We start from the raw sequence: 23,539 nt of genomic DNA on the forward strand, positions 1-23,539 counted from the left end.
CTTTCTGTTTTGCAGCTAACCCGACCTATTCGATGATGGTGATGCGACCATCGGTGTAGGGGGTGTATTCACCGCCGAGCTTGGCGATGTAGTCGGCGACCACCTGTTCCAGCGGCGGGCCGAAATCATAAGGGTTGTCGCCTTCGGCAAAGGTGCCGTAGCCGTCGCCGCCACCGCGGACATAATTATTGGTGACGATGGTGTAGGTGGCGTCTTCGTCGATCGGGACCCAGGCATCGCCTTCTCCCTTGACCATCACGTCGCTGACGCGCTCGCCGGCAGGATTGGCCAGGGTGTAGCTGTACTTGAGGCCAGCGACCTGGGCAAAGCGCCCGGCGCCGTTCTCGATGTCGCTGACACCGTTTTCGAGCGCTTCGATAACGTCGGCGCCGCTGATCTGGACGGTGGCGAGCGTGTTGGAGAAGGGCAGGACGGTCAGCACGTCGCCGACGGTGATTTCACCGGCGTCGATGGAGGCACGGATGCCGCCACCATTCTGGAAGGCGATCGTTGCGCCCTGATCGGCGACGCGATCAAGGATGGCGTCGGCCAGGAGATTGCCCATGGAGCATTCCTGGACGCGGCAGATCTCGCGCGAGCCTTCGAGCTTGTCGGTGGTCGTGCCGATGACGGTGCTGGTCAGCTCCTCGATCGGGCCGAGAAGCTCCTTGAGCTGTCCGGCGAATTCGGCATTGGCCGTGACAGAGGCATCGATGAGGAAGGGCTGGCCTTCGGCCTTGGTTACGACGCCATTATCGTCCCAGGTGATGGCGATGTCGCCGAGATATTTGCCGTACTGGTTGGCCTGGACGACAGGAACTTCCACGCCATCGGGGTTGGTGACCATGGTGGGGTAGGGGCCGACGGCGCCTTCCATCGAGCCAAGGAGCGAATGGCTGTGGCCGCCGACGATAACGTCGACCAGCGGCAGGGCGCCGGCGACTTCGAGGTCGACCGTGTAGCCGATATGGCTCAAGAGGATGATCTTGTTGACCCCGGCCGCGTCGAGCGCTTCGGAGGCGCCCCGGACATATTGGATGACGTCATAAAACTCGATGTCCTCGGTAGAGGCGATCTCGGGGGTGTCCTCGGCGGTCGCGCCGATAATGCCGATCTTTTCTCCGCCGATCTCGATGACGTAGGAGCCCTTGATCTTGCCCGCCAGGTGCGGATCCCGGGTGACGTCGAAATTGCCGCCGATGATCGGAAACTCGGCGGCGTCGATGAATTTCATGAATTCTTCGGGGCCGTCGTCGAATTCGTGGTTGCCGGTGGCGACGACGTCGAAGCCCATCTGGTTGAAGAAGTCGGAGACGACCTTGCTCTTGTAGGTCGTGTAATAGAGCGAGCCCTGGAAATTGTCGCCAGCGGAGAGAAGCAGGGAATTGGCGCCGTCATATTTCGCGCGGGTGTCGTCGATGATCGTCTTGAGCCGCGCGATGCCGCCGAAGCACTCTCCCTTGGCATCAGTCTCTTCATCACAATTGGAATCAGTGCCCGTTATGGGGTCGAACCGCGAATGAAAATCGTTGATATGCAGGATGTTGAGCGTGAATTCGGCATACGCCGCGCTGGAAAAGCCGGCGCAGAGGGTGAGCGCGGTGGCGCCCAGCAGTAACTTCTTCATCCCTGTTGTCCCTTGTTTTGCTTGGCAATTGAGGCTGCGGGACCAGATTCCGAACGTGCTCCCCTGGGAACTGGCCGACGGCATCGAAGAGCAGTTAATCAGCAATTTATGACAGTGGAAAGTGGACCTGTTGGTCAAATCTACTGCGCTGGCAGGGCCCTGTGGTGGAAACGAAGGGGCAAAGGGTTTCAAAGCGGGGAGAGTAGGGTAATCTCCGCGCCGTTTGATTTGCGGGGTAATCTCCAATGCGAAGTGCTTTGATCGTCTACGGCGGCTGGGAAGGTCACGACCCGGAAGAGTGTGCCGCCATCTATCGGCGGTGGTTGCACGAAGACGGTTTCTCCGTTCGCATGGCGACCGAAACGAGTGCCTTTGCCGACCCGTCCATCCATGATCTCAATTTGATCATCCCGATCTTCACCATGAGCAAGATTGCCAAGGAGGAGGTCGAGAACCTGACCAGGGCAGTTCAGAATGGGGTGGGGCTGGCCGGCCATCATGGCGGCATGAGCGACGCCTTCCGCGACAGCGTGGACTACCAGTTCATGGTCGGCGGACAGTGGGTGGCCCATCCGGGGAACATCATCGATTACAGCGTCGACGTGACCAAACCGGACGATCCGATCATGGCCGGCATCAAGTCGTTCCCCTACACCTCCGAGCAATATTATATGCATGTCGACCCCTCCAACGAGGTGTTGGCGACGACCACTTTTTCGGGCGAGCATGCGCCTTGGGTCGAGGGCGTGGTGATGCCGGTGGTGTGGAAGCGCATGCACGGGGCAGGGCGGATTTTCCACTCCACCCTCGGGCACCGCGCCAAGGAATTCGAAAACACCAATATGGCGACGATCCTGCGCCGGGGCATCAACTGGGCTGCGCGGGACGAATAATATCGCTCTTCGTTTCGCCGTCCCATGATGGTGAGTTGAAACTGACGTCGTTTTGGCTTCGTATCTCCTCCAGCAAGGAGAGCGGGATGAGCCACGACGCCGGATCGGACGCGCCAAAAAGCGGACCTTTGGTTTACCGCCAGTCGATCTGGACCCGGATAACGCACTGGGTCTGGGCGATATGCCTGTTTTTCCTGCTGCTCTCAGGCCTGCAGATCTTCAATGCCCATCCGGCGCTCTATCTCGGCAATGAGTCGGGGTTCGAGTATGACAACACCGTTTTTCGGATCGGTGCGATCAACACGCCGGAGGGCCCGCGCGGGCAGACGACCATACTGGGCAATAATTTCGACACCACGGGTGTGTTGGGCATGAGCGGCAGCGCCGAGCGCCCGCAATATGTCGGCTTTCCGGGCGCGGTGACCATTCCCTCGTTTCGCGATCTGGCGACGGGGCGAGTGGTGCATTTCTTCTTCGGCTGGCTGCTGGTGGCGGCGCTGTTCATCTGGTTTCTGGCAAGCGCCATAAACGGACATCTGCGCCGCGATATCGTGCCCAAGGGCGCGGATTTGAAGGCGCTGCCCGCGGACGCGCTCAACCATGCGCGCTTGCGCCTGCATCATGGGCGCAGCTATGGCCCGGTGCAGAAGCTGAGCTATTTCATCGTCTTCTTCGTGCTGTTTCCGCTGATCGTCCTTACGGGGCTGACGATGAGCCCGGGGATGGATGCGGCCTGGCCATGGCTGCTCGATGTTTTTGGCGGTCGTCAGACGGCGCGGACCATCCATTTCATCGTCATGGCGCTGCTGGTGCTGTTCTTCATCGTCCATCTGGTGATGGTGGTGCTGGCGGGGCCGTTCAATGAGATGCGTTCGATGATCACCGGCTGGTATCGGACGGGCAGGGGCACTATTGCCCGGGAGGGTGACCGGCCATGAGCAATCTGATCCTCAATCGCCGGCGGTTCATCATGGGTTCTGCGGCGCTGGGCTCTGGGCTGGCGCTCTCGGGCTGCGACCAGTTCGATTTCCTTGGCCAGCGGGGCAATCCGATCCGGAGCGCCATCGAGCAGGCCAATGTGCTGACCTATCGGGCGCAGCGGGCGCTGATCGGCGAGCAGGTAATGGCGCGCGAATATGCGGCGAGCGAAATCCGCCAGGGCATGAAGCCCAATGGCTCTACCGAGCCGACGACGCCGGAATATATGTTCCTCAAGGCGCAGAATTTCGCGCCCTATAAACTGACCATCAAGGGCATGGTGGAGAAGGAAGTCAGTTTCTCGCTCGACGAGCTGCGCAACATGCCGGCGCGCAGCCAGATCACGCGGCATGACTGCGTCGAGGGCTGGAGCTGCATCGCGAAGTGGACGGGGACCGCGCTGGGGCCGCTGCTCGACATGGCGGGTGTGAAGCCGGAGGCACGGTTCTGCGTCTACCATTGCTTCGACAACATCCAGAAAACGCTGTCGGGCGACATTCTCTACTATACGAGCTCGGACCTGGTCGACGCCTATCATCCGCAGACGATCCTTTCCTACGGGCTCAACGATCAGGTGTTGCCGGTGAGCAATGGGGCGCCGGTTCGGCTCCGGATCGAGCGGGCACTGGGCTACAAGCAGCCCAAATACCTGCACACGATCGAACTCGTGGACGATCTGCGGCCGTTCGGGGGCGGCAAGGGCGGCTATTGGGAAGACAATGGATATGACTGGTACGGCGGCATCTGACGCTGCACGCAGGCCGCCCATGCACGCGATCGTCTTGCCATTGACGGAAAATTGGCCCATATGGGACGGACATCGCGGCCAGAGCGCCGCGAATGGACTTCTCTTCTTACTCAAGCGGTGAGCGGCGAAGTCACTTCGGATACCACGAATTGGTCCGGAGGTGAGCCAGCACCCGCGCGATACTTTCCCTTTATCGCCCGATTGCACCTGTTGAACCGCCTGTCGCGCCGCGACTGGCGATAGGCGCGCAGCATGGCTGCGTGCACATCAGCGCCGCATTGGCGCAGAAAGACCAAACTTGACCGATTTCGTTTCGCTCGGCCTTCCCACAGTCCTTACCGATAGCCTGACTGCGGGTGGTTATACCGTGCCCACCAAGATCCAGAGCCAGGCTATTCCCAAGCTGCTCGAAGGTCGGGACATGCTGGGTATCGCCCAGACCGGTTCGGGTAAGACCGCTGCTTTCGGCCTGCCGATCCTGGCTGGCCTCCTCACCGTGACAGGGCGTCCGCGCCCGATGACCACGCGCGCGCTGATCCTGGCGCCGACGCGTGAGCTCGCCGTCCAGATCGAGGAAAATATCCGCAAATTCGCCGGCTCCAAGATGAAGCTCGATACCGTGCTCGTCCTGGGCGGCGTCTCGCGCTACCATCAGGTCCAGAAGATCGCAAAGGGCGTCGACATCGTCGTCGCCACGCCGGGGCGTCTCAAGGATCTCCTGGACGACAACAAGATCCGCCTCAATGAAACGCGCTGGCTGGTGCTGGACGAGGCCGACCGCATGCTCGACATGGGCTTTATTGCCCCGGTCAAGGCAATCGCCAAGGCCATCGGCCTTCGTCGCCAGACCATGCTGTTCTCGGCCACCATGGCGCCGGAAATCGAAGATTTGACCAAGAGCCTCCTCAAGGAGCCGATCAAGGTCGAGGCTTCGGTGCAGGGCTCGACCGTGGTCAAGATCGACCAGCGCGTGATCCTCTCCAACTCCAAGGCCAAGCGGAACGTGCTCAACGATCTGCTGAGCGACGAGGCGGAAGCCATGGAGCGGGTGATCGTGTTCGCACGCACCAAGCATGGTGCCGACCGCGTCACCAAAAATCTGGCGATTGACGGTCACGACGCCGCCGCCATCCACGGCAATAAGAGCCAGAACGCCCGTCAGGCCGCACTCAAGGGCTTTTCTTCGGGTTCGGTCCGCATTCTCGTTGCGACCGACATCGCGGCGCGCGGCATCGACGTGCCGGGCATCACCCACGTGGTCAATTACGATCTGCCGGACGATCCGGAAAACTATGTGCACCGCATCGGCCGCACCGGCCGTAATGGCGCCACCGGCATTGCCATCACGCTGTGTGACGGCACCGAGCGCGGCAAGCTGCGCGATGTGGAGCGTCTCATCCGCCGGACGCTGCCGGTTTCGGGCGACGAGAAGCTGCTGACGGAAGTCGAAAGCTCTGCCCCGCGCGCGCCGCGCAACAATGCGGGTGCACCCGCAGGCGTTCGTACGGCACGCAACCCCAAGCCGAACAGCAATCGGCGTTTCAACACCCCTCGTCCGGGTGGCGAACGCGGCAAGGGCGGCGTAGCGCGTGAAGCCATCGCGCGCGATCCGAACAATGCACTGGCTCCGGCCAAGTCCACCAAGCCGCCCCGCGCAGACGGTCTCAAGACCAAGCAGCGCTGGACCACGGCGGCCAAGAAGACTGCAGCGCGCAGCCGCCGCGAAGGCTAAATGATCTAGAAAAGGCGGCTCTCGGGCCGCCTTTTTTGTTTACTGACCGCGCGAGGGCGGGGTCATCCTGCTCCGGTCGGCGCGCCCCTCGGGGCCGCCAGCATCACCGGGCGGCGGGCCGCCATTGCTGGCCGGCGGAGGGGGGCGCATGCCGCCGCCGGGGCGCCCGAACCCCGTGCCTGGCTGCGCATTGGGGTCAATGCCGATGATCATGGCGGCGAGATAGTCCTCGTCGGTTTCCTTGAGGAAGGCATAGGCCGCGCGGGTGGACTGGGTCGCTATGCCGTCATTGGCGTTGAGCGTGTCGCGCATTCCGGACCGTTCATTATAGGGCGCGACATTGAGATAGATGTATTCGGAGAGCGCGTCGGGGAAGAACATCTGCCCGGTCAGCACGACGTTCTCGGCGATGAAGATCTTGAAATGGATGTGCGTCGTGCGGCCGCGATACCAACTGGGATAGATTGTTTCGAACTCGGCTATGCCGTTTTCATCGGTGAATTGTGTGCCCCGCATGAAGGTTTCGCCAGAGGTGTCGACGGCGCCGTCATCGCCCTGGCCCGCATATCCGGAATAGGCTCCAGTTGCATCGCAATGCCAGATGTCGACGCGGGCGCCTTGGATCACCACACAGCCGGCATCGACGATCTGAAGGCGGACCCGCAGGGGAATACCCGGGCGCCCCTCGGTGATGTCCGCTCGCTCAAGATCAGGATCGAAATAATAGGGGCCTTCCGTGACCTCGGGGACGATGGTGCAGACATCGGCGCCCTGAAGCAGGGCCGCCGTCTGGCCAGCGCTGGCACCCGCTTCCTGGGCGAAAGCGGTGCGGGTCATGAGGACGCCGCCACTGGCAGTGACGGCGAGGGCGCGGAAGGCATCGCGGCGAGTAAGCTTTGGCATGGTTTTTCCCTTGGCTATCTGCACATGAATATCCCGAAGGGGTCGAGATTGGTCGTGAAGAGACAGAAAGGTGCGTGAAGCTTTCGTAACCAGGGCGTTAGGCGACCGAGGCAAGGTAGAGAATGTCGCGCGTGGCGCTCGATGCGGTGCCCCGGGGTGCCAGGCGGTCGAGAAAGCTGACGGCCCAATCCACCACATTGTGCTTGCGGGCGGCCGCCATCAGGGCCTGCCAGCGCTCGAGCCGTTCTTCCAAGGGCATGTCGAGGGCGATGCGCAGGGCCTCGGCGGTTTCGTCCGTGTCGAACGGATTGACCAATAGCGCTTCGGGGAAAATCTCCGCCGCACCGGCAAAGCGCGAAAGCACCAGGACGCCCGGGTCTTTCGGGTTTTGGGAGCCGACATATTCGTGGGCCACGAGGTTCATGCCGTCGCGGAGCGGGGTCACGAGACCGACGCGGGCGAGACGGTAAAGCCCTGCAAGGCTGGGCTGGCCATAGGCGCGTTTGACATAGGTCAGCGGTTGCCAGTCGGGCTCGGCGAAATGACCCATGACACGGCCGCAGATGGCGTCGAGCGTGTCGCTGGTCTCCTGATATTCCTTGATCGTATCGCGCGAAGGCGGCGCCACCTGGAGCATGTGAACATGGCGCCTGAAGCGCGCATTGTTGGCGAGCAGCTTTTCGTAGGCCTCAACGCGTTGCGGCAATCCCTTGGAATAATCGAGGCGGTCGACGCCAAGGATGAGGCGCTGTCCGCCCAGGGATCGCTCCATGCGCTTTACCATTTTGGTGGCAGCGGGGCTGGTGGACAGGCTGGCGAAGGCGTCCGGCTCCGAACCGATCGGGCAGGCATCGATCTCGGTGCGGCTGAAGTCGATATGATCCTGATTGTCGCCGACAAAGGTGGAGGGAGACTGATGCTCGGCGAATTCGGTAAAGGCGGCAACGTCGCGCCGGGCCTGCATGCCCACGAGATCATAGCGCGAGAGATCGCGCATCAGCTCGGCATGGTTGGGAATGGCATAGAGCGCATCCGGGGTGGGGAAGGGGATGTGCAGGTAAAAGCCGATGCGATTTCGCGCGCCGAGGCGCCGCAATTCCGCGGCCAGGGGAATGAGGTGATAGTCATGCACCCAGATGACGTCGTCGGGCCTGAGCAGGGGCAGCAGCGCCCGCGCGAACTGGGCGTTGACCCGGCGATAGCCTTCGTACCAGTGGCTTTCTATGGTCGCGAGGTCGAGCCGCAGATGAAAGCTCGGCCAAAGGATCGAATTTGAGAAGCCTGCGTAATAGGCGTGGTGGTCGTCCCGGGTGAGATCGATCTGGGCGACGGTTACGCCCTCGATATCTTCGAGCCGGGCCGTCTCGCTCGGCTGTTCCGTCAGCTTTCCCGACCACCCGAACCAGAAGCCTTCGCGCTCCATCAGCACTTTTCGCAGGGCCACGGCCAGGCCTCCGGCGGTCGGACCCTTGCCGGGTGTGCGGTTGGAAACGACGACGATGCGACTCATGGTTACTCTGCCCCTTTTTTCGTGTTTGATGGCGGGGCGAAAACGTCCCGCCGGAAGTTTCGATGGGCCCTAGTGGGCCAGACCGTCCTCTGTCCCGCCTTGCTGCCGGTCAGCATGGTCGGGCCGGTCGCGGTGGATCAACTCGCTCAACCCCCGCAGCAGCGCATGGACCGAGGTCACGTCGGCTATGCGCATGCGGGCGATCGTTTCGCCTGGCCCGAGCTTGATGCCCACGCCGCCCAGTTCCTGGGCCACTCGAAAGGCGTCCTCGTCGGTGCGGTCGTCGCCGATGAAGATCGGGACGCGGCCAAGAAAGGGCTGTTCCTGCATGAAGGCGCGCAATGCGGCGCCTTTGTCGAACGCAGTGGGACGGGCCTCGATGACCATTTTTCCGGCCACGAGGGTAAAGTCGGGATAATCGCGAACCGCTTCCTGCATAGCGCGGTGGCACTCATCGGCCATCTCTGGCGCCTGCCGGAAGTGAAGGGCGACGGCCCCTTCCTTGGGTTCGAGCAAAAGACCTGGGTTGTCGACCACCAGCCCTTCCAGTGTCCGGGCGATTTCCTGAGCGGCCTCGACGAGATGCTCATCCATCTGTTCGACCGTGCCATCAGCACGTCGGCGCTGCGAGCCGTGCGCCCCCGCGATGGGAAGTTGCAGTGGCGACAAAAAACGATCGATATCGGAAATTTCCCGCCCGGTGATCACGGCGAATGCATGATCGAACTCGGTGAGGATCCTGTCCAGCTGCCCGGGCAATTCGGGGGGGACAGCAATGCTTTCCGGGGTTTCGGCGATCTCGACAAGTGTCCCGTCGAAATCTGTAAAGACGGCAAGAAGAGGCAGGTTTTCGCCCGCGAAAAGGCTCGGCTCGGCCATGATAGCCCCTTTGGTTGATATTGGTTCAACAAGGGAAACGCTAGTGAAGCCAAATGGTTCGGCGGCGCGGTGCCGGGCCCGGGGCCAAAAATGAACAAATTCTTAATAACGCATTCGTGAGCAGTTCATGACGGGAGCGTTATTGCATCTAACCGCGTTAAGTCCGCAGCCAGAGATCACTGTACGGTGATGCCTCAAGCTTCGACCAGACAATAGAAAAGCGAAGATCATGCTGAATATCGCGCCCCAGAAACTGCTTCTCACCATGCTGTTCACCATGGCCATGAGTTTCATTGCCCTGGCAGCAAGCTTTGCTGAAATGCCGCCCGAGACGGACGCCGTGGAGATCTCCAATGGCCAGTTCCAGTAGCGCACAATCGGGCGGGCTTGGCGCGCAACTGCTGTTATGGGGCTGGAGACGCCTGCCGCCGGGGCCGGCCCCCAGCCCAGCCGGATCCCCCATTCGAGGCCCATTAAAGTCGACGCGCAAAAACCCACGGTGATCAGGCGAGGGGTATGCCCTTGTTGCCCTTGTCGCGCTGGTAGACGGCCGACAGATCCGCATAGGCGCCGACCAGATTGTCGACCCGGGCAAGCAGTTCTTCCTTCTGCGTCCGCTCCAGACCGGCAATCAGGCCCTGAATGGCGTAGCTCTTGAAGAAGGCGTTGTGGCGGTTGTAGAGCGGGCGATCCGCGGGAACCGTTTCCGCACCGGGATCGGGCACGGCATAGATCGCCTGCAGGATCTGGATATCGTAGGGGATCGCGAAGCTGTCCCGACTGTCTTCATGGCTGAAAAGAAAATAGAAATTGTCAAAGCCTGACCACGTGATGCCCGAGAGGCAGAGCGAGCAGGGCTCGTGCGTGGTGACGAAGATGCAATCCTTGGGGTCAGGACGCGCCCCGGCAGGCAATTCGTAGAAGCGCTTGATGGCGTGCATCTCGCCATGCCAGAGCGGATTTTCCGTCTCGTTATTGGTTTCCGCAATCACCACGGACAGATCGGACTTGCGCAGGATGGCGGCGCCGAAGAGCTTGTTGCCGTGGGTGACGCCCTGGGCAGTCTTGGGCACGATGTCCTGTTCGATGACGTCGAGCAGGCGGGAAACGAAGGATGCGGTGTCCAAGACTTACTCCTCAGAGGGGACGAGGCCGACAAGCGGAATGCCGGCAGGATCGAGCAGGCGCAGGCCCTTGTCGTCGCGTTCGAAGCCACCGACGGCGGCGAGCGCTGCGAAATAGGCGGCCTCCTGGGCCATGATGTCTTCGGCGCAGGCCATTCGGGTGGCCGCAGCGGGACCGAACACCAACTTGCTGGCCAGAAGCGTCAATTCCGAAACATAGCTGTTGCAGCCGCCATTGCCGGTCGCCCGCAGATCGGCGGCGATGGCAAGGATGATCGGCCGCGTGCCGGTGACCGGCTTGCCGCCAATACTGGTGACGCGCCAGCGCGTATCGAGCAGCGTCGGCTCGGGCAGGGTTGGGGCCGCGGCGATGGGCTGGGGCTTTTGGCGGGTGACGAGGATCGATATTGGCGCTGGATTGGCGAGATCGACCTGGACTGGCGACGGACTGGAAAAAAGCACCTGCCCATTGGCGCGGATTTCAGCGCGGAGGCCATAGTCGCGTTTTGGGTCGGGGTTGGTGCGAATGTTGAGGTTGAAGGTGAGCGGGACCTGACCGGACGGGGCAATGTAACCCTCCGCGCCGACGACGGGGCCGCCATCGTGCAGGCGAACAAGCTCGATGTGGAGGCTGGCGCCGGACGGCAGGGCCATGCGTTCGCGGTAAAACACCTCGCCTGTAAGGGTCAGTGGCGCCGCGAGGGCAGGGACAGCTAGAACCAACAGGGCCGCGATAATGCTTATCAGCCTGGCAAACATGGCTTCCTCCCGTCTCGACTGGCTGTCCGTGACAGGCGGGCAAAGGCACCAGCGAAATAAAGATGTGCTCCCAGCCTAAACCATGCCGCCGGCACATGCGAGCAAAGGACTTTTTTAGGGTTACGAACCGACGCCGATGATCCAGGGGAGATCAAACACATATTCCTCGAGATTGTTGCCGTCGCCGCCTCGGTCCACCACGAGAAACTCGCTCTCGCGCTCCAGGGGGGTGAGTACGCCGTGCCATGTGTTCATGGCGATATTGACGCCTTGCCCGGGAGACGGACGGAAAGCGCGCAGCCGGGTTGGCGTGCCGCTGTCGTCTTCGGCGACGATGACCAGCCAGGACGCGGCAGAGATGGGGTAAAAGGCCTGGCTTCCCAAGGGGTGTCGCTCGACCAGGCTCAGACTGAGCGGCAGGGCATAGGGGCGGCCCCGAAAAATCGAGATGAGCGGTCGCGCATGCACGCCCCCCAACTCGACTTTGGCCAGATCATGGAAGCGCTCGGTCATGCCCGAATTGATCGGGTAATGGTGGGCGCCTTCGCGTTCGATGACCTGACCGAAGGGCGCAAAGGACTCGGCGGTGAGCGGCTCTATGGTGAGGTTACGGTCGTTCATGGCTCAGAACGGCAGCTTTGCATGGCGGTTGACGTCCTTGTAGAGCAGATAGCGAAACCGCTCGGGACCGGCATAGCAGGCCTGGGGGCAGAAGGCGCGCAGCCACATGAAATCGCCGGGCTCGACCTCCACCCAGTCGCGATTGAGCCGGTAGACCGCTTTTCCCTCAAGCACATAAAGCCCATGCTCCATGACGTGGGTTTCCTCGAAGGGGATGACGGCGCCGGGTTCCAGGGTGACGATATTGACGTGCATGTCGTGGCGCAAATCGGTGGGCTCGACAAAGCGCGTGGTGCCCCAGCGTTCATTGGTGTCAGGCATCCAGCGGATGGGCTCGTCCTGTTCATTTGTGACAAAGGCGCTTGGCATGTCGATGCCGTCCACCTTTTCGTAGCGCTTGCGTACCCAATGAAAGCGGGCGGGTTCGGGGCTTCGATTGACGAGGCTCCAGTTTGCGCCGGGGGGCAGGAAGGCGTAGCCGCCGGGTTTGAGCTGGTGAACAATGCCCTCAAGCGTCAGGACGAGGTCGCCTTCGACCACGAAGATCACGCCTTCGGCTTCCGGGTTCTGCTCGGGGCGCTCGCTGCCGCCGCCCGGCGCCACTTCCACGATGTATTGGGAAAAGGTCTCGGCAAAGCCGGACATGGGGCGAGCGATGATCCAGAGGCGGGTGTCCCGCCAATGGGGGAGGTAGGAGGTGACGATGTCGCGCATCACCCCGCGCGGGATGAGCGCGTAGGCTTCGTTGAAGGTTGCTCGGCCCGTGTGAAGGGCCATCTGGGCGGGCAGGCCGGCGATCGGGGTGGCGTAAGAAGCGGACATGTCTGGGTTCACTGAAATGCGTCGCCAGAGAGTAGAGCCATCCCGGCAGCAAGTCCAAGACCCTAAGCTTCGATTTTCCCAGCCAACTCAACCTGTTTGTCCAGCCGGCTCAACATGGCGGCGGCGTAGGCAGCGTATGGTCCGATGAAGCGCTCGTGGATGGCCTGGATGGGGAGGGCATCGAGGTGGTTCCAACGCTCGCGTCCGCGCTTTTCGCTGATGAGGAGCCCGGCCTGCTCCAGAACCTTCAGATGCTGCATAACGGTGCAGCGATCGAGGTCGGGGGTGAGGTCGCAAAGCATGCCGGTGGTGCGCGGCTCTATCTTGAGCAGATCGAGCAGGCGACGGCGCACCGAATGGGCCAGAGCCTTGAAGATGAGGTCGTCCTGGTCGTCGCTTGACATGTTATATTTTTATAACATACCGTCTTACGGGTCAAGGATGGAGGAAGCCATGGCCTATGAATTTACAGTCAGCGGGCGCATTGCGCGGCCGGTCCACGACGTCTTCGAGGCGGTGGCCGATCCCGCCAAGCTCTCAGGGTATTTTACGACCGGCGGGGCAGTCGGACGGCTCGAGACGGGCGCGGTGGTGACATGGGATTTCCATGATTTTCCTGGGGCTTTTCCAGTGCATGTGGTGGAGGTCGACCCTGACCGGAAGATCGTGCTGCGCTGGGATGCGCCGCCGGACGAGGATGCTGCAGGGAATTATCAAACCACGGTAACCATGAGCTTTTCGCCGCTCGAGGATGGGCGCACGCTGGTTTCCATCCATGAGGCGGGGTGGCGTGACAGCGAAGCCGGGCAGAAGGCATCCTATGGCAATTGCGAAGGTTGGACGGGGATGGTCTGTGCCCTCAAAGTATTCGTGGAGCACGGAATTAATCTGCGCGAGGGCTTCTACAAGTAAAGTTGCGGCAACATCTCGTTAGGGTTACCGAATTTCAACCTATCGCTGCGATGATCGTCGTCATGAGCACACTGGCCGCGATATTCGGCATGGCGCCGCACAATTGCCTGCAGCATCACCTGCCCTGGCTGGCGATGCTGGCGCGCGTGATGGGGCTCGATGATGGCGAGCCCCATGTCGGGTCATCCCTGAACGACCGGAACGGCTGAGCTTTTCTTAGGGCAGGATGGCCTCGAGCCGCAGCAGGGCGATCCGTTCGACCTGGGCGCAGGCGGTGGCGAATTCTTCTTCAGCACTGTTATTGATGCGTTTTTCGAAGGCTCCGAGGATGGTAGCCTTGGTATTGTCGCGCACGGCGATGATGAAGGGGAAGCCGAATTTTTCCACATAGGCGGTGTTGAGCGCGGTGAAGCGCTCGCGCTCGGCATCGGTCAGCGCATCGAGGCCAGCAGAGGCCTGTTCGGCGGTGGAATCAGCTGTTAAACGCTTGGCAGCGGCCAGTTTTCCGGCAAGGTCGGGGTGGGCGCGGAGCACGGCAAGGCGCTCTTCCGGAGTGGCCATGCGGAACTGGTTGCGCAGGGCGAAGTGGAGGCCGATGGCGGTGTCATTGGCGGGGGAAAGTTCGGTTTCCCAGGCCCGGTCGGCGATCCAGTGGGAGTGCTCGAAGATCGAGCCATAGCGGGTGACGAAGTCCTCGCGCTCCATTTCGGATGGGATCGCGTCAGGGGCGGAATAGGGGTGGTGCTCGGCCCAGTGGCGGGCGATGTCGAGGCGGGTCGGGATCCAGACCTTGTCGAAGCCCTTGATATATTCAACGAATTTCTTGAGCCCCTGGAAGCGGCCGGGCTGGCCGACGAGGCGGCAATGCAGGCCCAGCGACATCATTTTCGGGCTGCCGGCCTGGCCTTCGGCGTAGAGGCAGTCAAATGTGTCCTTGAGGAAGGTGAAATATTCCTCGCCATTGTCGAAGCCCGGACCGGTGACGAAACGCATGTCATTGGTCGAGAGCGAATAGGGGATGATGAGCTGCGGGCGGCCGTGGATGAGCTTCCAATAGGGCAGGTCGTCATCGTAAGTGTCTGAGATGTAAGCGAAACCGCCATAGTCGGCGACGAGGTCGACGGTGTTGAGCGAGGAGCGGCCGGTGTACCAGCCGAGCGGGCGTGAGCCGGTGGCGATCGTGTGGAGGCGGACAGCTTCGGCGATCTGGGCGCGCTCTTCCTCGGGTGGCATGTCCTTGTGCTGGACCCATTTTAGGCCGTGGCTGGCGATCTCCCAACCGGCGTCCTGCATGGCCGCGAGCTGGGCTGGCGCGCGCATCAGGGCCGTCGCAACCCCATATATTGTAACGGGAATTTTGGTTTCGGTGAACAGGCGATGGAGCCGCCAGAAGCCGGCGCGGGAGCCATATTCGTACATAGATTCGACATTGGCGTGGCGCTGGCCGGGCCAGGGGGCGGCGCCGAGGACGTCGACGAGGAAAGCCTCGGAGGCGGCGTCGCCGTGGAGGATGTTGTTCTCGCCACCCTCTTCATAATTCAGGACAAATTGCACCGCGACATGGGCGCCACCGGGCCAATTGGCGTTGGGTGGATTGGGGCCGTAGCCGTGCATGTCGCGAGGGTAGCGGTTCATCATTGGTCCCGATTTGGTTAGCAAAATGTTAGCGTTGAGAGCGAGATTCGGTGAAAGCGTGCGTTCACGCAATAGCGCCCGGAAGCTCGACCCCCTCGAAATAGGATTTGGCGTGATCGAAGAAGATGGCGGGCGCCAGATGCAGGGCGCTGCCGGACCGGACGAGGATGCCGAACCGGTTGGTAGGCAGGCCGCCATCCTCAAGCGGCTTGAAGATAAGCTGGCCCGCGGCGATCTCGTTTTGGGCGCCGATGGGGGTCATGATGGAGAGGTAGTGGCCGCCCAGGGCGAGCTCGGCCAGCATGCGGATGGAATTGACCTCGACCATGGGGGGCAGGATGGAGGAGGAGCGCCTGAGGAAGGGCTCGATGACCTCGCGGATGGAGATTTCCGGCCGCGCGACGGCGAGGGCGTGATCGAGGCACATGTCCATGGTGAGGTGTTCGACACCGGCGAGGGGATGGGTGGGGACCATGACGGCGCCGATGCGCACGTCGCGGCGGAAGGCGACATTGATCTGCCTGGGTGTGCGGGCAATGAAGCCGAAGCCGATATCGACCCGCTCCTCGACCAGCCGGTCGATGACTTCGCCGGAGGAAACGATAGAGAGGTCGATGGTGAGGCGCGGATAGCGGGCGCCGAATTCGCTGATGAGACGGGGCAGGAAGGAATGACCGACGCTTTCGGCGGCAGCGATGCGGACCGAACCGGCACGGACCCCGCGCAGCATTTCGATTTCGGAAACGGCCGCTTCCATGGGAGCGGCGAGGCGGCGGGAATGGCGGAAGAGGATTTCGCCGGCCGGGGAGAGGCGCATGCGGCGCTTGTCGCGCAGGAAGAGGGCTATGCCCAGGGCGTCTTCGAGCTGGGCGACCTGCCGGGTGACGGCGGAAGAGGCAACGTTGAGCCGGCGGGCGGCTTCGCGGATGGAGAGATGGGTGGCGACGGCGTTGAAATAGAGGAGGGACGGCTGGTGAAAGACCCGGCTTAGCAGGCTTGCCGAAAGGGCATGCTCGCGTGGCCGCTCTGATGTTCCGCCCTTGTCCATCGAGCGCTTCCCTTGTTGCCGTTTTGGCAGCATACTGCTCCCAAATTGAGAGTATCAAGAGCAATAGTGCGGCTCTATGGTGAAGTTTAAAGAAACGCATCGCCCGTGACCGACGCACTGGTCCGGGGGGTGTATGAGGAGCAAAAAGAATGGCGGGCGGAAAGCTAACCACCCATGTGCTGGACACGATGCATGGCAAGCCGGCTCGCGGCATGCGGATCGAGCTGCATTTCGTGCATGGGGACCACACCCATCATCTGGTCGATAGCTATACCAATGCCGATGGGCGCGTGGATCAGCCGCTGCTTGCCGACGACCAGTTTCAGCAGGGGGAGTTCGAAATCCGCTTCCATGTGGGGCAGTATTTCGAGCGGCTGGGCGTCGAGACCGAGACGCCCTTCCTCAATGTGGTGCCGATCCGGTTCCTGATCTCCGAGGACAAGCCCTATCACGTGCCGCTGGTGTGTACCCCGTTCTCTTATTCGACGTATCGGGGGAGCTGATGATGGTTCTGGCGCTGGTTGAGAGGCCCCTCACCCTGACCCTCTCCCCGGAGGGGCGAGGGGACGATGGGGGCGAGTGCGGCGCCAAATTTGAAGCAGAACCCCTCACCCGTCTCGCGCTTTGCGCGATCCACCCTCTCCCTCAAGGGGAGAGGGGAAGCAAGGAGCTGATCAATGGTTGAGATTTCCAATACGATCCGGTTCCTGCTGAATGGGGAAGAGATTGCGCTGACGGATGTGGCGCCGGATGTGACGCTGCTGGACTGGCTGCGGCTGGAGCGGCGGTTGCGCGGCTCCAAGGAAGGGTGCGCCGAGGGCGATTGCGGGGCCTGTACGGTGCTGGTCGGCCGCGTGGCGGGCGAGGAGATCATCTATGACTCGGTGACGGCCTGCATCCGGTTTGTTGCGAGCCTTCATGGCACCCATGTGGTGACTGTCGAGCATTTGCGCGGCGAGAACGGCGATCTGCATCCGGTGCAGCAGGCGCTGGTCGATTATCATGGTAGCCAGTGTGGCTTCTGCACGCCGGGCTTCGTCATGAGCCTTTACGGGCTCTGGATGCGTGATCCGCAGCCATCGCGTCCGGCGATCGAAAAGGCATTGCAGGGCAATCTTTGTCGCTGCACGGGCTATGCGCCGATCATCCGCGCGGCCGAGGCAATGTCGAGCTATGGCGCGCCGCAGGGCGATGTGCTGTGGGCCGAGCGCATCGCGGTCAAGGACAAGATCAAGGGCCTTCTGGATGGCCGTCGCGTCGAAATCGGCGCGGGCGCGACGAAGATTTACATTCCGGCAAATCTCGATGATTTCGCCGAAATCTATGCCGCCAATCCCGAGGCGCGGATCGTGGCGGGCTCTACCGATGTGGGGCTCTGGGTCACGAAATTCATGCGAGCCATCGGTCCGGTGATCTTTACCGGGCATTTGCAGGAATTGAAGCGCATTGCCGAGAACAATAGCGAAGTGCGCCTCTATGCCGGGGTGACCTATTCGGAAGCCCTGCCGGTGATCACGGCAAATTTCCCGCAATTGACGGAATTGTGGAACCGGTTCGCGGGCGAGCAGGTGCGCAATATGGGCACGATCGGCGGCAATATCGCCAATGGCTCTCCCATCGGCGATACCCCGCCGCCCTTCATCGCGCTGGGTGCGAAACTGCATCTGCGCCAGGGCAGCCACAGGCGCGAGATCAAGCTCGAAGACTTTTTCATCGACTATGGCAAGCAGGACCGCCGGCCCGGCGAGTTCGTGGAAAGCGTGACGCTGCCGCTGCTGCCGGCTGGGGAGAAATTTGCCACCTACAAAATCTCCAAGCGCCGCGAGGAAGATATTTCGGCCCTGTGCGGAGCGTTCCGGGTGTTCGTCAACGATGTCGGGCAGGTCGGCATGGTGCGCATCGCCTTTGGCGGCATGGCGGCAATTCCCAAGCGCGCCAAGGCGGTCGAGGCGGCACTGGATGGCAAGCCGTGGACTATGGAGACGATCGAGGCGGCGCTGGAGGCCTTTGCCGAGGATTTCCAGCCCATCACCGATATGCGCGCCAGCAAGGAATATCGGCTGCTCGCGGCGCAGAATCTGCTCAAGCGGTTTTATCTCGAAACGCAGGGGCAGGGTGAGCGGCTGAAGCGGGAGGTGGCGTGATGGGTGGTTTGTGCGTCGAAGGGCCCCTCACCAAGGGCCCCCTCACCCTAGCCCTCTCCCCGGAGGGGCGAGGGAACAGATCGCGCTTGGGGAGAGGGTGGAGCAAGGGCAGAGACACCCCCTTCCGAGCTGCGCTAGGGCCCGTTGGGCCCAAGCTGCGCTTGCCCTCCCCTCAAGGGGGAGGGTGTAGAGAGGCCGCGATGGCTTTGTCGTCACCGGGTCATCCCCGCGCAAGCGGGGACCTCCGTTTGACAGGGGTTCCCGCTTGCGCGGGAATGACAGCGGGGGGAAATGGGAGTGCAGCCTATGAATAAGCACGAAGCCCCGATTGCGTTGGCGAGCCTGCACAGTGCGACGCGGCACGATAGTGGGCCCAAGCATGTCACCGGGACCGCCGAATATATCGACGACATGATCGAGCCCGTGGGCACGATGCATGCCTATCTGGGGCTGTCGACGCGGGCCCATGCCGAGATCGCTTCGATCGATTTTTCGGCGGTGAAGGCGGCGCCGGGGGTGATCGGCGTGCTGACGGCCGGGGATATTCCGGGCGAGAACGACGTGTCGCCCAGCCATAAGCATGACGAGCCGATCTTTGCCCAGGGCAAGGTGCATTTCTGGGGCCAGCCCATGTTCGCCGTGGTCGCCGAAACGCGCGATGCGGCGCGGCGGGCGGCGCATCTGGTCAAGGTCGACTACAGGGATCTGCCCTTTGCGCTCGATGTGCGCGCGGCGCAGGCGGCCGGAGGCGCGCTGGTGACCGATCCGCTCAAGCTCGAGCGCGGTGATCTCGAGGCCGGGTTTGCGGCGGCGCCGCGCCGGGCCAAGGGCAGCATTGCCATTGGCGGGCAGGACCATTTCTATCTCGAAGGGCAGATTGCCTTTGCCGTTCCCGGCGAAGACGAGGACGTGACCGTTTATTCGTCCACCCAGCATCCGAGCGAAGTGCAGCTGATGGTGGCGCAGGTGCTGGCGATCCGGCACCATGCGGTGACCGTGCAGGTGCGGCGCATGGGTGGCGGCTTTGGCGGCAAGGAAACCCAGGGCAATCTCTTTGCGGCGGTGGCCGCATTGGCGGCCAAGAAGTGGAACCGCGCCTGCAAGATCCGCCCCGATCGCGACGACGACATGCAGGCGACTGGCAAGCGGCACGACTTCGTGGTCGATTATGACGTCGGCTATGACGAGAGCGGGAAAATTCACGCGGTCGACGCCGTTTATGGCGCACGGGCGGGCTTTTCGTCCGATCTCTCCGGGCCGGTGACCGACCGGGCGCTGTTCCACGCCGACAATGCCTATTGGTATCCGGCGGTGCGGGTGCGCTCGGAGCCGCTTTATACCAATACGGTGTCGAATACGGCCTTCCGTGGCTTTGGCGGGCCGCAGGGGATGATGGCGGCGGAGCGCTGGATCGAGGACATTGCCTATGATCTCGGCAAGGATCCGCTGGAGATCCGCAAGGCCAATTTCTACGGCACGCATACTGATAATGTGACGCCCTATCACCAGACTGTGGAGGACAATGTCGTCCATCGCGTGGTGGAGGAGCTTGAGGCGTCGTCCGATTATCAGGCGCGGCGGCAGGCGGTGATCGCGTTCAACCGGACCAGTTCCGTGCTCAAAAAGGGCATTGCGCTGACCCCGGTCAAATTCGGCATCTCGTTTACGGCGACCTGGTACAATCAGGCCGGGGCGCTGGTGCATGTCTACAAAGATGGCTCGATCCATTTGAGCCATGGCGGCACCGAAATGGGGCAGGGGCTCTATATCAAGGTGGCGCAGGTGGTGGCCGACGCTTTCGGGGTGGGCCTCGACAGCGTGAAGATCATGGCGACGACGACGGGCAAGGTGCCGAACACGTCGGCGACGGCAGCTTCGTCGGGCACCGATCTCAACGGCATGGCGGCCTGGGATGCCTGCGAGCAGATCAAGACGCGGTTGCTGGCCCATGCGGCCAGGATTTACGAGGCCGATGAGGCCGACTGCCACTGGGCGCAGGGCGGGATCAATGTGGGGCGCACATTCGTGCCCTTTGCCGAGCTTTGTGCCTCGGCCTATCTCAACCGCGTGCAGCTTTCGGCGGCTGGGTTCTACAAGACGCCGAAAATCCATTGGGACCGGGCGACCGGGCGCGGGCATCCGTTCTATTATTTCGCCTATGGGGCTTCGGTCAGCGAAGTGACCATCGATATTCTGACGGGGGAATATAGCGTCGATCGGGTGGATATTCTGCACGATGTCGGCAAATCGCTGAACCCGGCCATCGATATCGGGCAGATCGAGGGTGGGTTCATCCAGGGCATGGGGTGGCTGACGACCGAGGAGCTGGTGTGGGACGGCAAGGGGCAGCTCAGGACCCACGCACCCTCGACCTACAAGATCCCGCTGGCCTCCGATATTCCGCCTGTTTTCAACGTCAAGCTTGCCGAATGGTCGGTGAACCGGGAGCCGACGATCGGGCGATCCAAGGCCGTGGGCGAGCCGCCGTTCATGCTGGCGATGAGCGTCGTCGAGGCGCTCGGCATGGCGGTGGCGAGCGTGGGGGACTATCGCACGGCCCCGCGGCTCGATACGCCGGTGACGCCGGAGCGCGTGTTGATGGGCGTCGAACGGATCAAGCGCGAGGCGCGGGGGTGAGGAATTTGGGCCCGATGACATCACCCCCACCCTCGTTCCCTCCCCACAAGGGGGAGGGAAGCTTGGCCGGTGATGGCTGGACCAGCGTGACCACCTCAGCTTCAGTCGTCTCCCTCCCCCTCCGTGGGGAGGGATCAAGGGTGGGGGGACGCAGGAGATGAATTCCTCCGCCCTCGAAAGCTTCCTTGCTGCCAATCGGGATGTGATTGCCTGCGAGCTGATGCAGGTGCGGGGGTCTTCGCCGCGGGCGGAGGGGACGTTCATGCTGGTGGGCATGGGGGCGATTTTCGGGACGATCGGGGGCGGGGCGCTCGAATATATGGTCATCGACCATGCGCGCCGGCTGATCGCCGAGGGGCGGGCCGAGGAGGCGATGGATGTGCCGCTGGGGCCGGAAATCGGCCAATGCTGCGGCGGGCGGGTGAACGTGGGGCTGCGCTATGCCGACGCGGCGATTCGGCGGGAGCTGGCGGGGCGCGTGGCGACCGAGGAAAACGCCGAACCGCATGTCTATGTGTTCGGCGCGGGGCATGTCGGACGGGCGCTGGCGCAGATGCTCTCGATTTTGCCGGTGCGCTCGGAGGTGATCGATACGCGGCAGGAGGAGCTCGATCTGCTTGCGCCCGGCATCGCCTTCCGGCGCGTGGCCATGCCCGAGGCGGTGGTGCGGGCGGCGCCGGCGGGAAGCGCCTTCGTCATCATGACCCACGACCATGCGCTTGATTTTCTTATCGCTTTTGAGGCCTTGGGGCGGGCCGACTGTGCTTATGTCGGCATGGTGGGCTCGAAAACCAAGCGCGCGAAATTTGCCAGCTGGTTCCTCGAACAGGGCGGAAAAAGAGAGGCGCTTGAGCGACTTGTGCTGCCGATCGGTGCGCAAGGGCTTGGGGATAAACGCCCATCTGTTATTGCGGTGCTGGCGGCAGCCGAAATTATGGTTCAGATTGGGGGACGGGAAGCTACGAACGGGCGAACGCTCACCCCCATGACAAGGGGGGTGACGAGTGGACATTGATATGCCCAATCGGCTTGAACTGATCGGAATTACCAAGAGATTTCCTGGCGTTCTGGCCAATGACAATGTGTCATTCTCGGTCAAGCCGGGGGAAATCCATGCGCTGCTGGGGGAAAACGGCGCGGGAAAATCCACCCTCGTCAAGATGATCTACGGCATCATGCAGCCCGATGCGGGCGAAATCCGCTGGAATGGCGAGAGCGTCGTCGTCACCAATCCCAAGGCCGCGCGAAAGCTCGGCGTCGGCATGGTATTCCAGCATTTCTCGCTGTTCGAGGCGATGACGGTTCTGGAAAACATCGCGCTGGGCATGGATGCGAAAATCCCGGCGCGTGAACTCGAGGCGCAGATCCGGGAGGTGATGCAGACCTATGGGCTGCTGCTCGATCCGCACCGCACCGTGGCGACGCTGTCGGTGGGCGAACGCCAGCGCATCGAAATCGTGCGGGCGCTGCTGCTCAACCCCAAACTCCTGATCATGGACGAGCCGACTTCGGTCTTGACGCCGCAGGAGGTGGAGCAGCTGTTCACCGTGCTGCGCCAGCTGGCGTCGGAGGGGTGCTCGATCCTCTACATTTCGCACAAGCTGCACGAGATCAAGGCGCTGTGCGACAATGCGACGATCCTGCGCGGCGGCAAACTGGTGGACACGTGCGACCCCAGGGTCGAGACCAGCCGATCGATGGCCGAAAAGATGATCGGCAGCAATCTCAGAGACATCGTCAAGCCGGCAGGGCGCAGTTTTGGCGACGCCAAGCTGGTGGTCACCAGACTGTCGACGGTGAAGGGCGGGCATTTCGACGTGCCCGTAGACGGCGCCAGTTTTTCGGTGCGGGCCGGGGAGATCCTCGGCATTGCCGGGGTGGCCGGCAATGGACAGAACGCGCTGCTCGACGCGCTTTCAGGGGAAATCCGCAGCGAGAACCGCGACGCCATCACGCTCGATGGACGCGGCATCGGGCAGATGGAGCCGACGGAGCGGCGCCGGCAAGGGCTTTGCGCCGTGCCGGAGGAGCGCAATGGCCATGCGGCCGTGGGCGATTTCTCGCTGTCCGAGAATTCGGTGCTGACGGCGCGCGACCGGATGGGCATGGTCGGCGCGGGGATGATCAAGTCCAGCGTCGCCAAGCTCTATACCGGCAAGGTCATCGCCGATTTTGCCGTCAAGGCGCTGGGGCCGGCCTCGCTGGCCGGGTCGCTCTCGGGCGGGAATTTGCAGAAATACATCATGGGGCGGGAGATCCTGCAAAGGCCATCGGTGCTGGTGGTGAGCCAGCCGACCTGGGGCGTGGACGCGGGGGCGGCGGCGGCCATCCACCAGGCTCTGGTGGATCTGGCGGCGTCGGGATCGGCCATCGTGGTCATCAGCCAGGACCTCGATGAGCTGCGGGCGCTGTGCGATACGCTTGCCGTTATCAATATGGGGCGTCTGAGCCCGGTAAGGCCGGCGGGGGATTTCACCGTCGAGGAGATCGGCCTGCTGATGGGTGGGGTGCATGGGGGGATGGAAGAAATTGACGCAGTTCCGGCTTGAAAAAAGGCCTGAGCCCAG

General features: G+C 62.4%; 23 protein-coding genes. 12 read left to right on the top strand and 11 right to left on the bottom strand.

Going from position 1 to position 23,539, the window contains the following annotated elements:
* Positions 1 to 25: 25 nt before the first annotated feature.
* Positions 26 to 1,627 carry a bifunctional metallophosphatase/5'-nucleotidase gene (locus N0P34_RS05600; RefSeq protein ID WP_275606028.1) on the bottom strand — a complete coding sequence of 534 codons (1,602 nt, stop codon included), beginning with the start codon at positions 1,625 to 1,627 and terminating at the stop codon, positions 26 to 28.
* A 245-nt stretch (positions 1,628 to 1,872) separates the two neighbouring features.
* On the opposite strand from N0P34_RS05600, the gene N0P34_RS05605 reads away from it, so the two are divergent.
* The 4 genes from N0P34_RS05605 (at position 1,873) to N0P34_RS05620 (ending at position 5,978) form a co-directional block, all read left to right on the top strand.
* Complete coding sequence (locus tag N0P34_RS05605; protein ID WP_275606029.1) at positions 1,873 to 2,520, top strand: ThuA domain-containing protein; 648 nt, start codon at positions 1,873 to 1,875, stop codon at positions 2,518 to 2,520.
* A gap of 86 nt (positions 2,521 to 2,606) precedes the next feature.
* Complete coding sequence (locus N0P34_RS05610; RefSeq protein WP_275606030.1) at positions 2,607 to 3,458, top strand: cytochrome b/b6 domain-containing protein; 852 nt, start codon at positions 2,607 to 2,609, stop codon at positions 3,456 to 3,458.
* Positions 3,455 to 4,246, top strand: a complete 792-nt coding sequence (locus N0P34_RS05615) for a molybdopterin-dependent oxidoreductase (protein WP_275606031.1) — start codon at positions 3,455 to 3,457, stop codon at positions 4,244 to 4,246. The genes N0P34_RS05610 and N0P34_RS05615 overlap by 4 nt, the downstream gene beginning before the upstream one ends.
* A 298-nt stretch (positions 4,247 to 4,544) precedes the next feature.
* Positions 4,545 to 5,978 (top strand): DEAD/DEAH box helicase, encoded by a 1,434-nt coding sequence (locus tag N0P34_RS05620; protein WP_275606032.1) that lies wholly within the window; start codon positions 4,545 to 4,547, stop codon positions 5,976 to 5,978.
* A gap of 39 nt (positions 5,979 to 6,017) precedes the next feature.
* On the opposite strand, the gene N0P34_RS05625 is transcribed toward N0P34_RS05620, so the two are convergent.
* From N0P34_RS05625 to otsB, 3 genes are all read right to left on the bottom strand, one after another.
* Positions 6,018 to 6,881 (bottom strand): intradiol ring-cleavage dioxygenase, encoded by an 864-nt coding sequence (locus tag N0P34_RS05625; RefSeq protein WP_275606033.1) that lies wholly within the window; start codon positions 6,879 to 6,881, stop codon positions 6,018 to 6,020.
* 97 nt (positions 6,882 to 6,978) lie between these two features.
* On the bottom strand, positions 6,979 to 8,391 hold the full coding sequence (locus N0P34_RS05630; protein WP_275606034.1) for a trehalose-6-phosphate synthase: 1,413 nt from the start codon (positions 8,389 to 8,391) through the stop codon (positions 6,979 to 6,981).
* 69 nt (positions 8,392 to 8,460) lie between these two features.
* Positions 8,461 to 9,270, bottom strand: coding sequence for a trehalose-phosphatase (gene otsB / locus N0P34_RS05635; RefSeq protein ID WP_275606035.1), 810 nt, complete (start codon positions 9,268 to 9,270; stop codon positions 8,461 to 8,463).
* 229 nt (positions 9,271 to 9,499) lie between these two features.
* Between otsB and N0P34_RS05640 the strand changes: the two genes are divergently transcribed.
* Positions 9,500 to 9,640 (top strand): hypothetical protein, encoded by a 141-nt coding sequence (locus N0P34_RS05640; RefSeq protein ID WP_275606036.1) that lies wholly within the window; start codon positions 9,500 to 9,502, stop codon positions 9,638 to 9,640.
* 133 nt (positions 9,641 to 9,773) lie between these two features.
* On the opposite strand, the gene N0P34_RS05645 is transcribed toward N0P34_RS05640, so the two are convergent.
* The 5 genes from N0P34_RS05645 to N0P34_RS05665 all read right to left on the bottom strand — a co-directional run bounded on the left by N0P34_RS05645 (position 9,774) and on the right by N0P34_RS05665 (position 13,000).
* Positions 9,774 to 10,397, bottom strand: a complete 624-nt coding sequence (locus tag N0P34_RS05645) for a nucleoside deaminase (RefSeq protein WP_275606037.1) — start codon at positions 10,395 to 10,397, stop codon at positions 9,774 to 9,776.
* 3 nt (positions 10,398 to 10,400) lie between these two features.
* Positions 10,401 to 11,153 carry an META domain-containing protein gene (locus N0P34_RS05650; protein WP_275606038.1) on the bottom strand — a complete coding sequence of 251 codons (753 nt, stop codon included), beginning with the start codon at positions 11,151 to 11,153 and terminating at the stop codon, positions 10,401 to 10,403.
* Positions 11,154 to 11,273: 120 nt separating this feature from the next.
* Positions 11,274 to 11,774: an ureidoglycolate lyase gene (locus tag N0P34_RS05655; RefSeq protein WP_275606039.1), complete on the bottom strand. Its 501-nt coding sequence runs from the start codon at positions 11,772 to 11,774 to the stop codon at positions 11,274 to 11,276.
* A 3-nt stretch (positions 11,775 to 11,777) separates the two neighbouring features.
* Positions 11,778 to 12,596 carry a bifunctional allantoicase/(S)-ureidoglycine aminohydrolase gene (locus tag N0P34_RS05660; RefSeq protein WP_275606040.1) on the bottom strand — a complete coding sequence of 273 codons (819 nt, stop codon included), beginning with the start codon at positions 12,594 to 12,596 and terminating at the stop codon, positions 11,778 to 11,780.
* A 62-nt stretch (positions 12,597 to 12,658) separates the two neighbouring features.
* Entirely contained in the window at positions 12,659 to 13,000 is a 342-nt protein-coding gene (locus N0P34_RS05665) for a helix-turn-helix domain-containing protein (protein ID WP_275606041.1), read from the bottom strand.
* A 49-nt stretch (positions 13,001 to 13,049) separates the two neighbouring features.
* Here N0P34_RS05665 and N0P34_RS05670 point away from each other — a divergent pair, with 49 nt between their 5' ends.
* Both N0P34_RS05670 and N0P34_RS05675 read left to right on the top strand, forming a co-directional pair.
* Entirely contained in the window at positions 13,050 to 13,508 is a 459-nt protein-coding gene (locus N0P34_RS05670; RefSeq protein WP_275606042.1) for an SRPBCC family protein, read from the top strand.
* Between the two features lie 62 nt (positions 13,509 to 13,570).
* The gene (locus tag N0P34_RS05675) at positions 13,571 to 13,717 is read left to right on the top strand and encodes a hypothetical protein (protein WP_275606043.1); all 147 of its coding nucleotides are present in this window, start codon (positions 13,571 to 13,573) and stop codon (positions 13,715 to 13,717) included.
* A gap of 7 nt (positions 13,718 to 13,724) precedes the next feature.
* On the opposite strand, the gene puuE is transcribed toward N0P34_RS05675, so the two are convergent.
* The gene (gene puuE, locus N0P34_RS05680) at positions 13,725 to 15,143 is read right to left on the bottom strand and encodes an allantoinase PuuE (RefSeq protein ID WP_275606044.1); all 1,419 of its coding nucleotides are present in this window, start codon (positions 15,141 to 15,143) and stop codon (positions 13,725 to 13,727) included.
* Positions 15,144 to 15,207: 64 nt separating this feature from the next.
* Entirely contained in the window at positions 15,208 to 16,191 is a 984-nt protein-coding gene (locus N0P34_RS05685; RefSeq protein ID WP_275606045.1) for a LysR family transcriptional regulator, read from the bottom strand.
* A 149-nt stretch (positions 16,192 to 16,340) separates the two neighbouring features.
* Between N0P34_RS05685 and uraH the strand changes: the two genes are divergently transcribed.
* The 5 genes from uraH to N0P34_RS05710 all read left to right on the top strand — a co-directional run bounded on the left by uraH (position 16,341) and on the right by N0P34_RS05710 (position 23,521).
* Complete coding sequence (gene uraH, locus N0P34_RS05690) at positions 16,341 to 16,694, top strand: hydroxyisourate hydrolase (protein WP_275606046.1); 354 nt, start codon at positions 16,341 to 16,343, stop codon at positions 16,692 to 16,694.
* Positions 16,695 to 16,868: 174 nt separating this feature from the next.
* Positions 16,869 to 18,335 (top strand): xanthine dehydrogenase small subunit, encoded by a 1,467-nt coding sequence (gene xdhA / locus N0P34_RS05695; RefSeq protein ID WP_275606047.1) that lies wholly within the window; start codon positions 16,869 to 16,871, stop codon positions 18,333 to 18,335.
* Between the two features lie 291 nt (positions 18,336 to 18,626).
* Entirely contained in the window at positions 18,627 to 20,972 is a 2,346-nt protein-coding gene (gene xdhB, locus N0P34_RS05700) for a xanthine dehydrogenase molybdopterin binding subunit (RefSeq protein WP_275606048.1), read from the top strand.
* Between the two features lie 157 nt (positions 20,973 to 21,129).
* Positions 21,130 to 21,987, top strand: coding sequence for a xanthine dehydrogenase accessory protein XdhC (gene xdhC / locus N0P34_RS05705; RefSeq protein ID WP_275606049.1), 858 nt, complete (start codon positions 21,130 to 21,132; stop codon positions 21,985 to 21,987).
* A gap of 1 nt (position 21,988) precedes the next feature.
* On the top strand, positions 21,989 to 23,521 hold the full coding sequence (locus N0P34_RS05710; RefSeq protein WP_275606050.1) for an ABC transporter ATP-binding protein: 1,533 nt from the start codon (positions 21,989 to 21,991) through the stop codon (positions 23,519 to 23,521).
* Positions 23,522 to 23,539: the final 18 nt, after the last annotated feature.

This window comes from Devosia sp. FJ2-5-3 (genome assembly GCF_029201545.1).
Classification (GTDB): Bacteria; Pseudomonadota; Alphaproteobacteria; order Rhizobiales; family Devosiaceae; genus Devosia.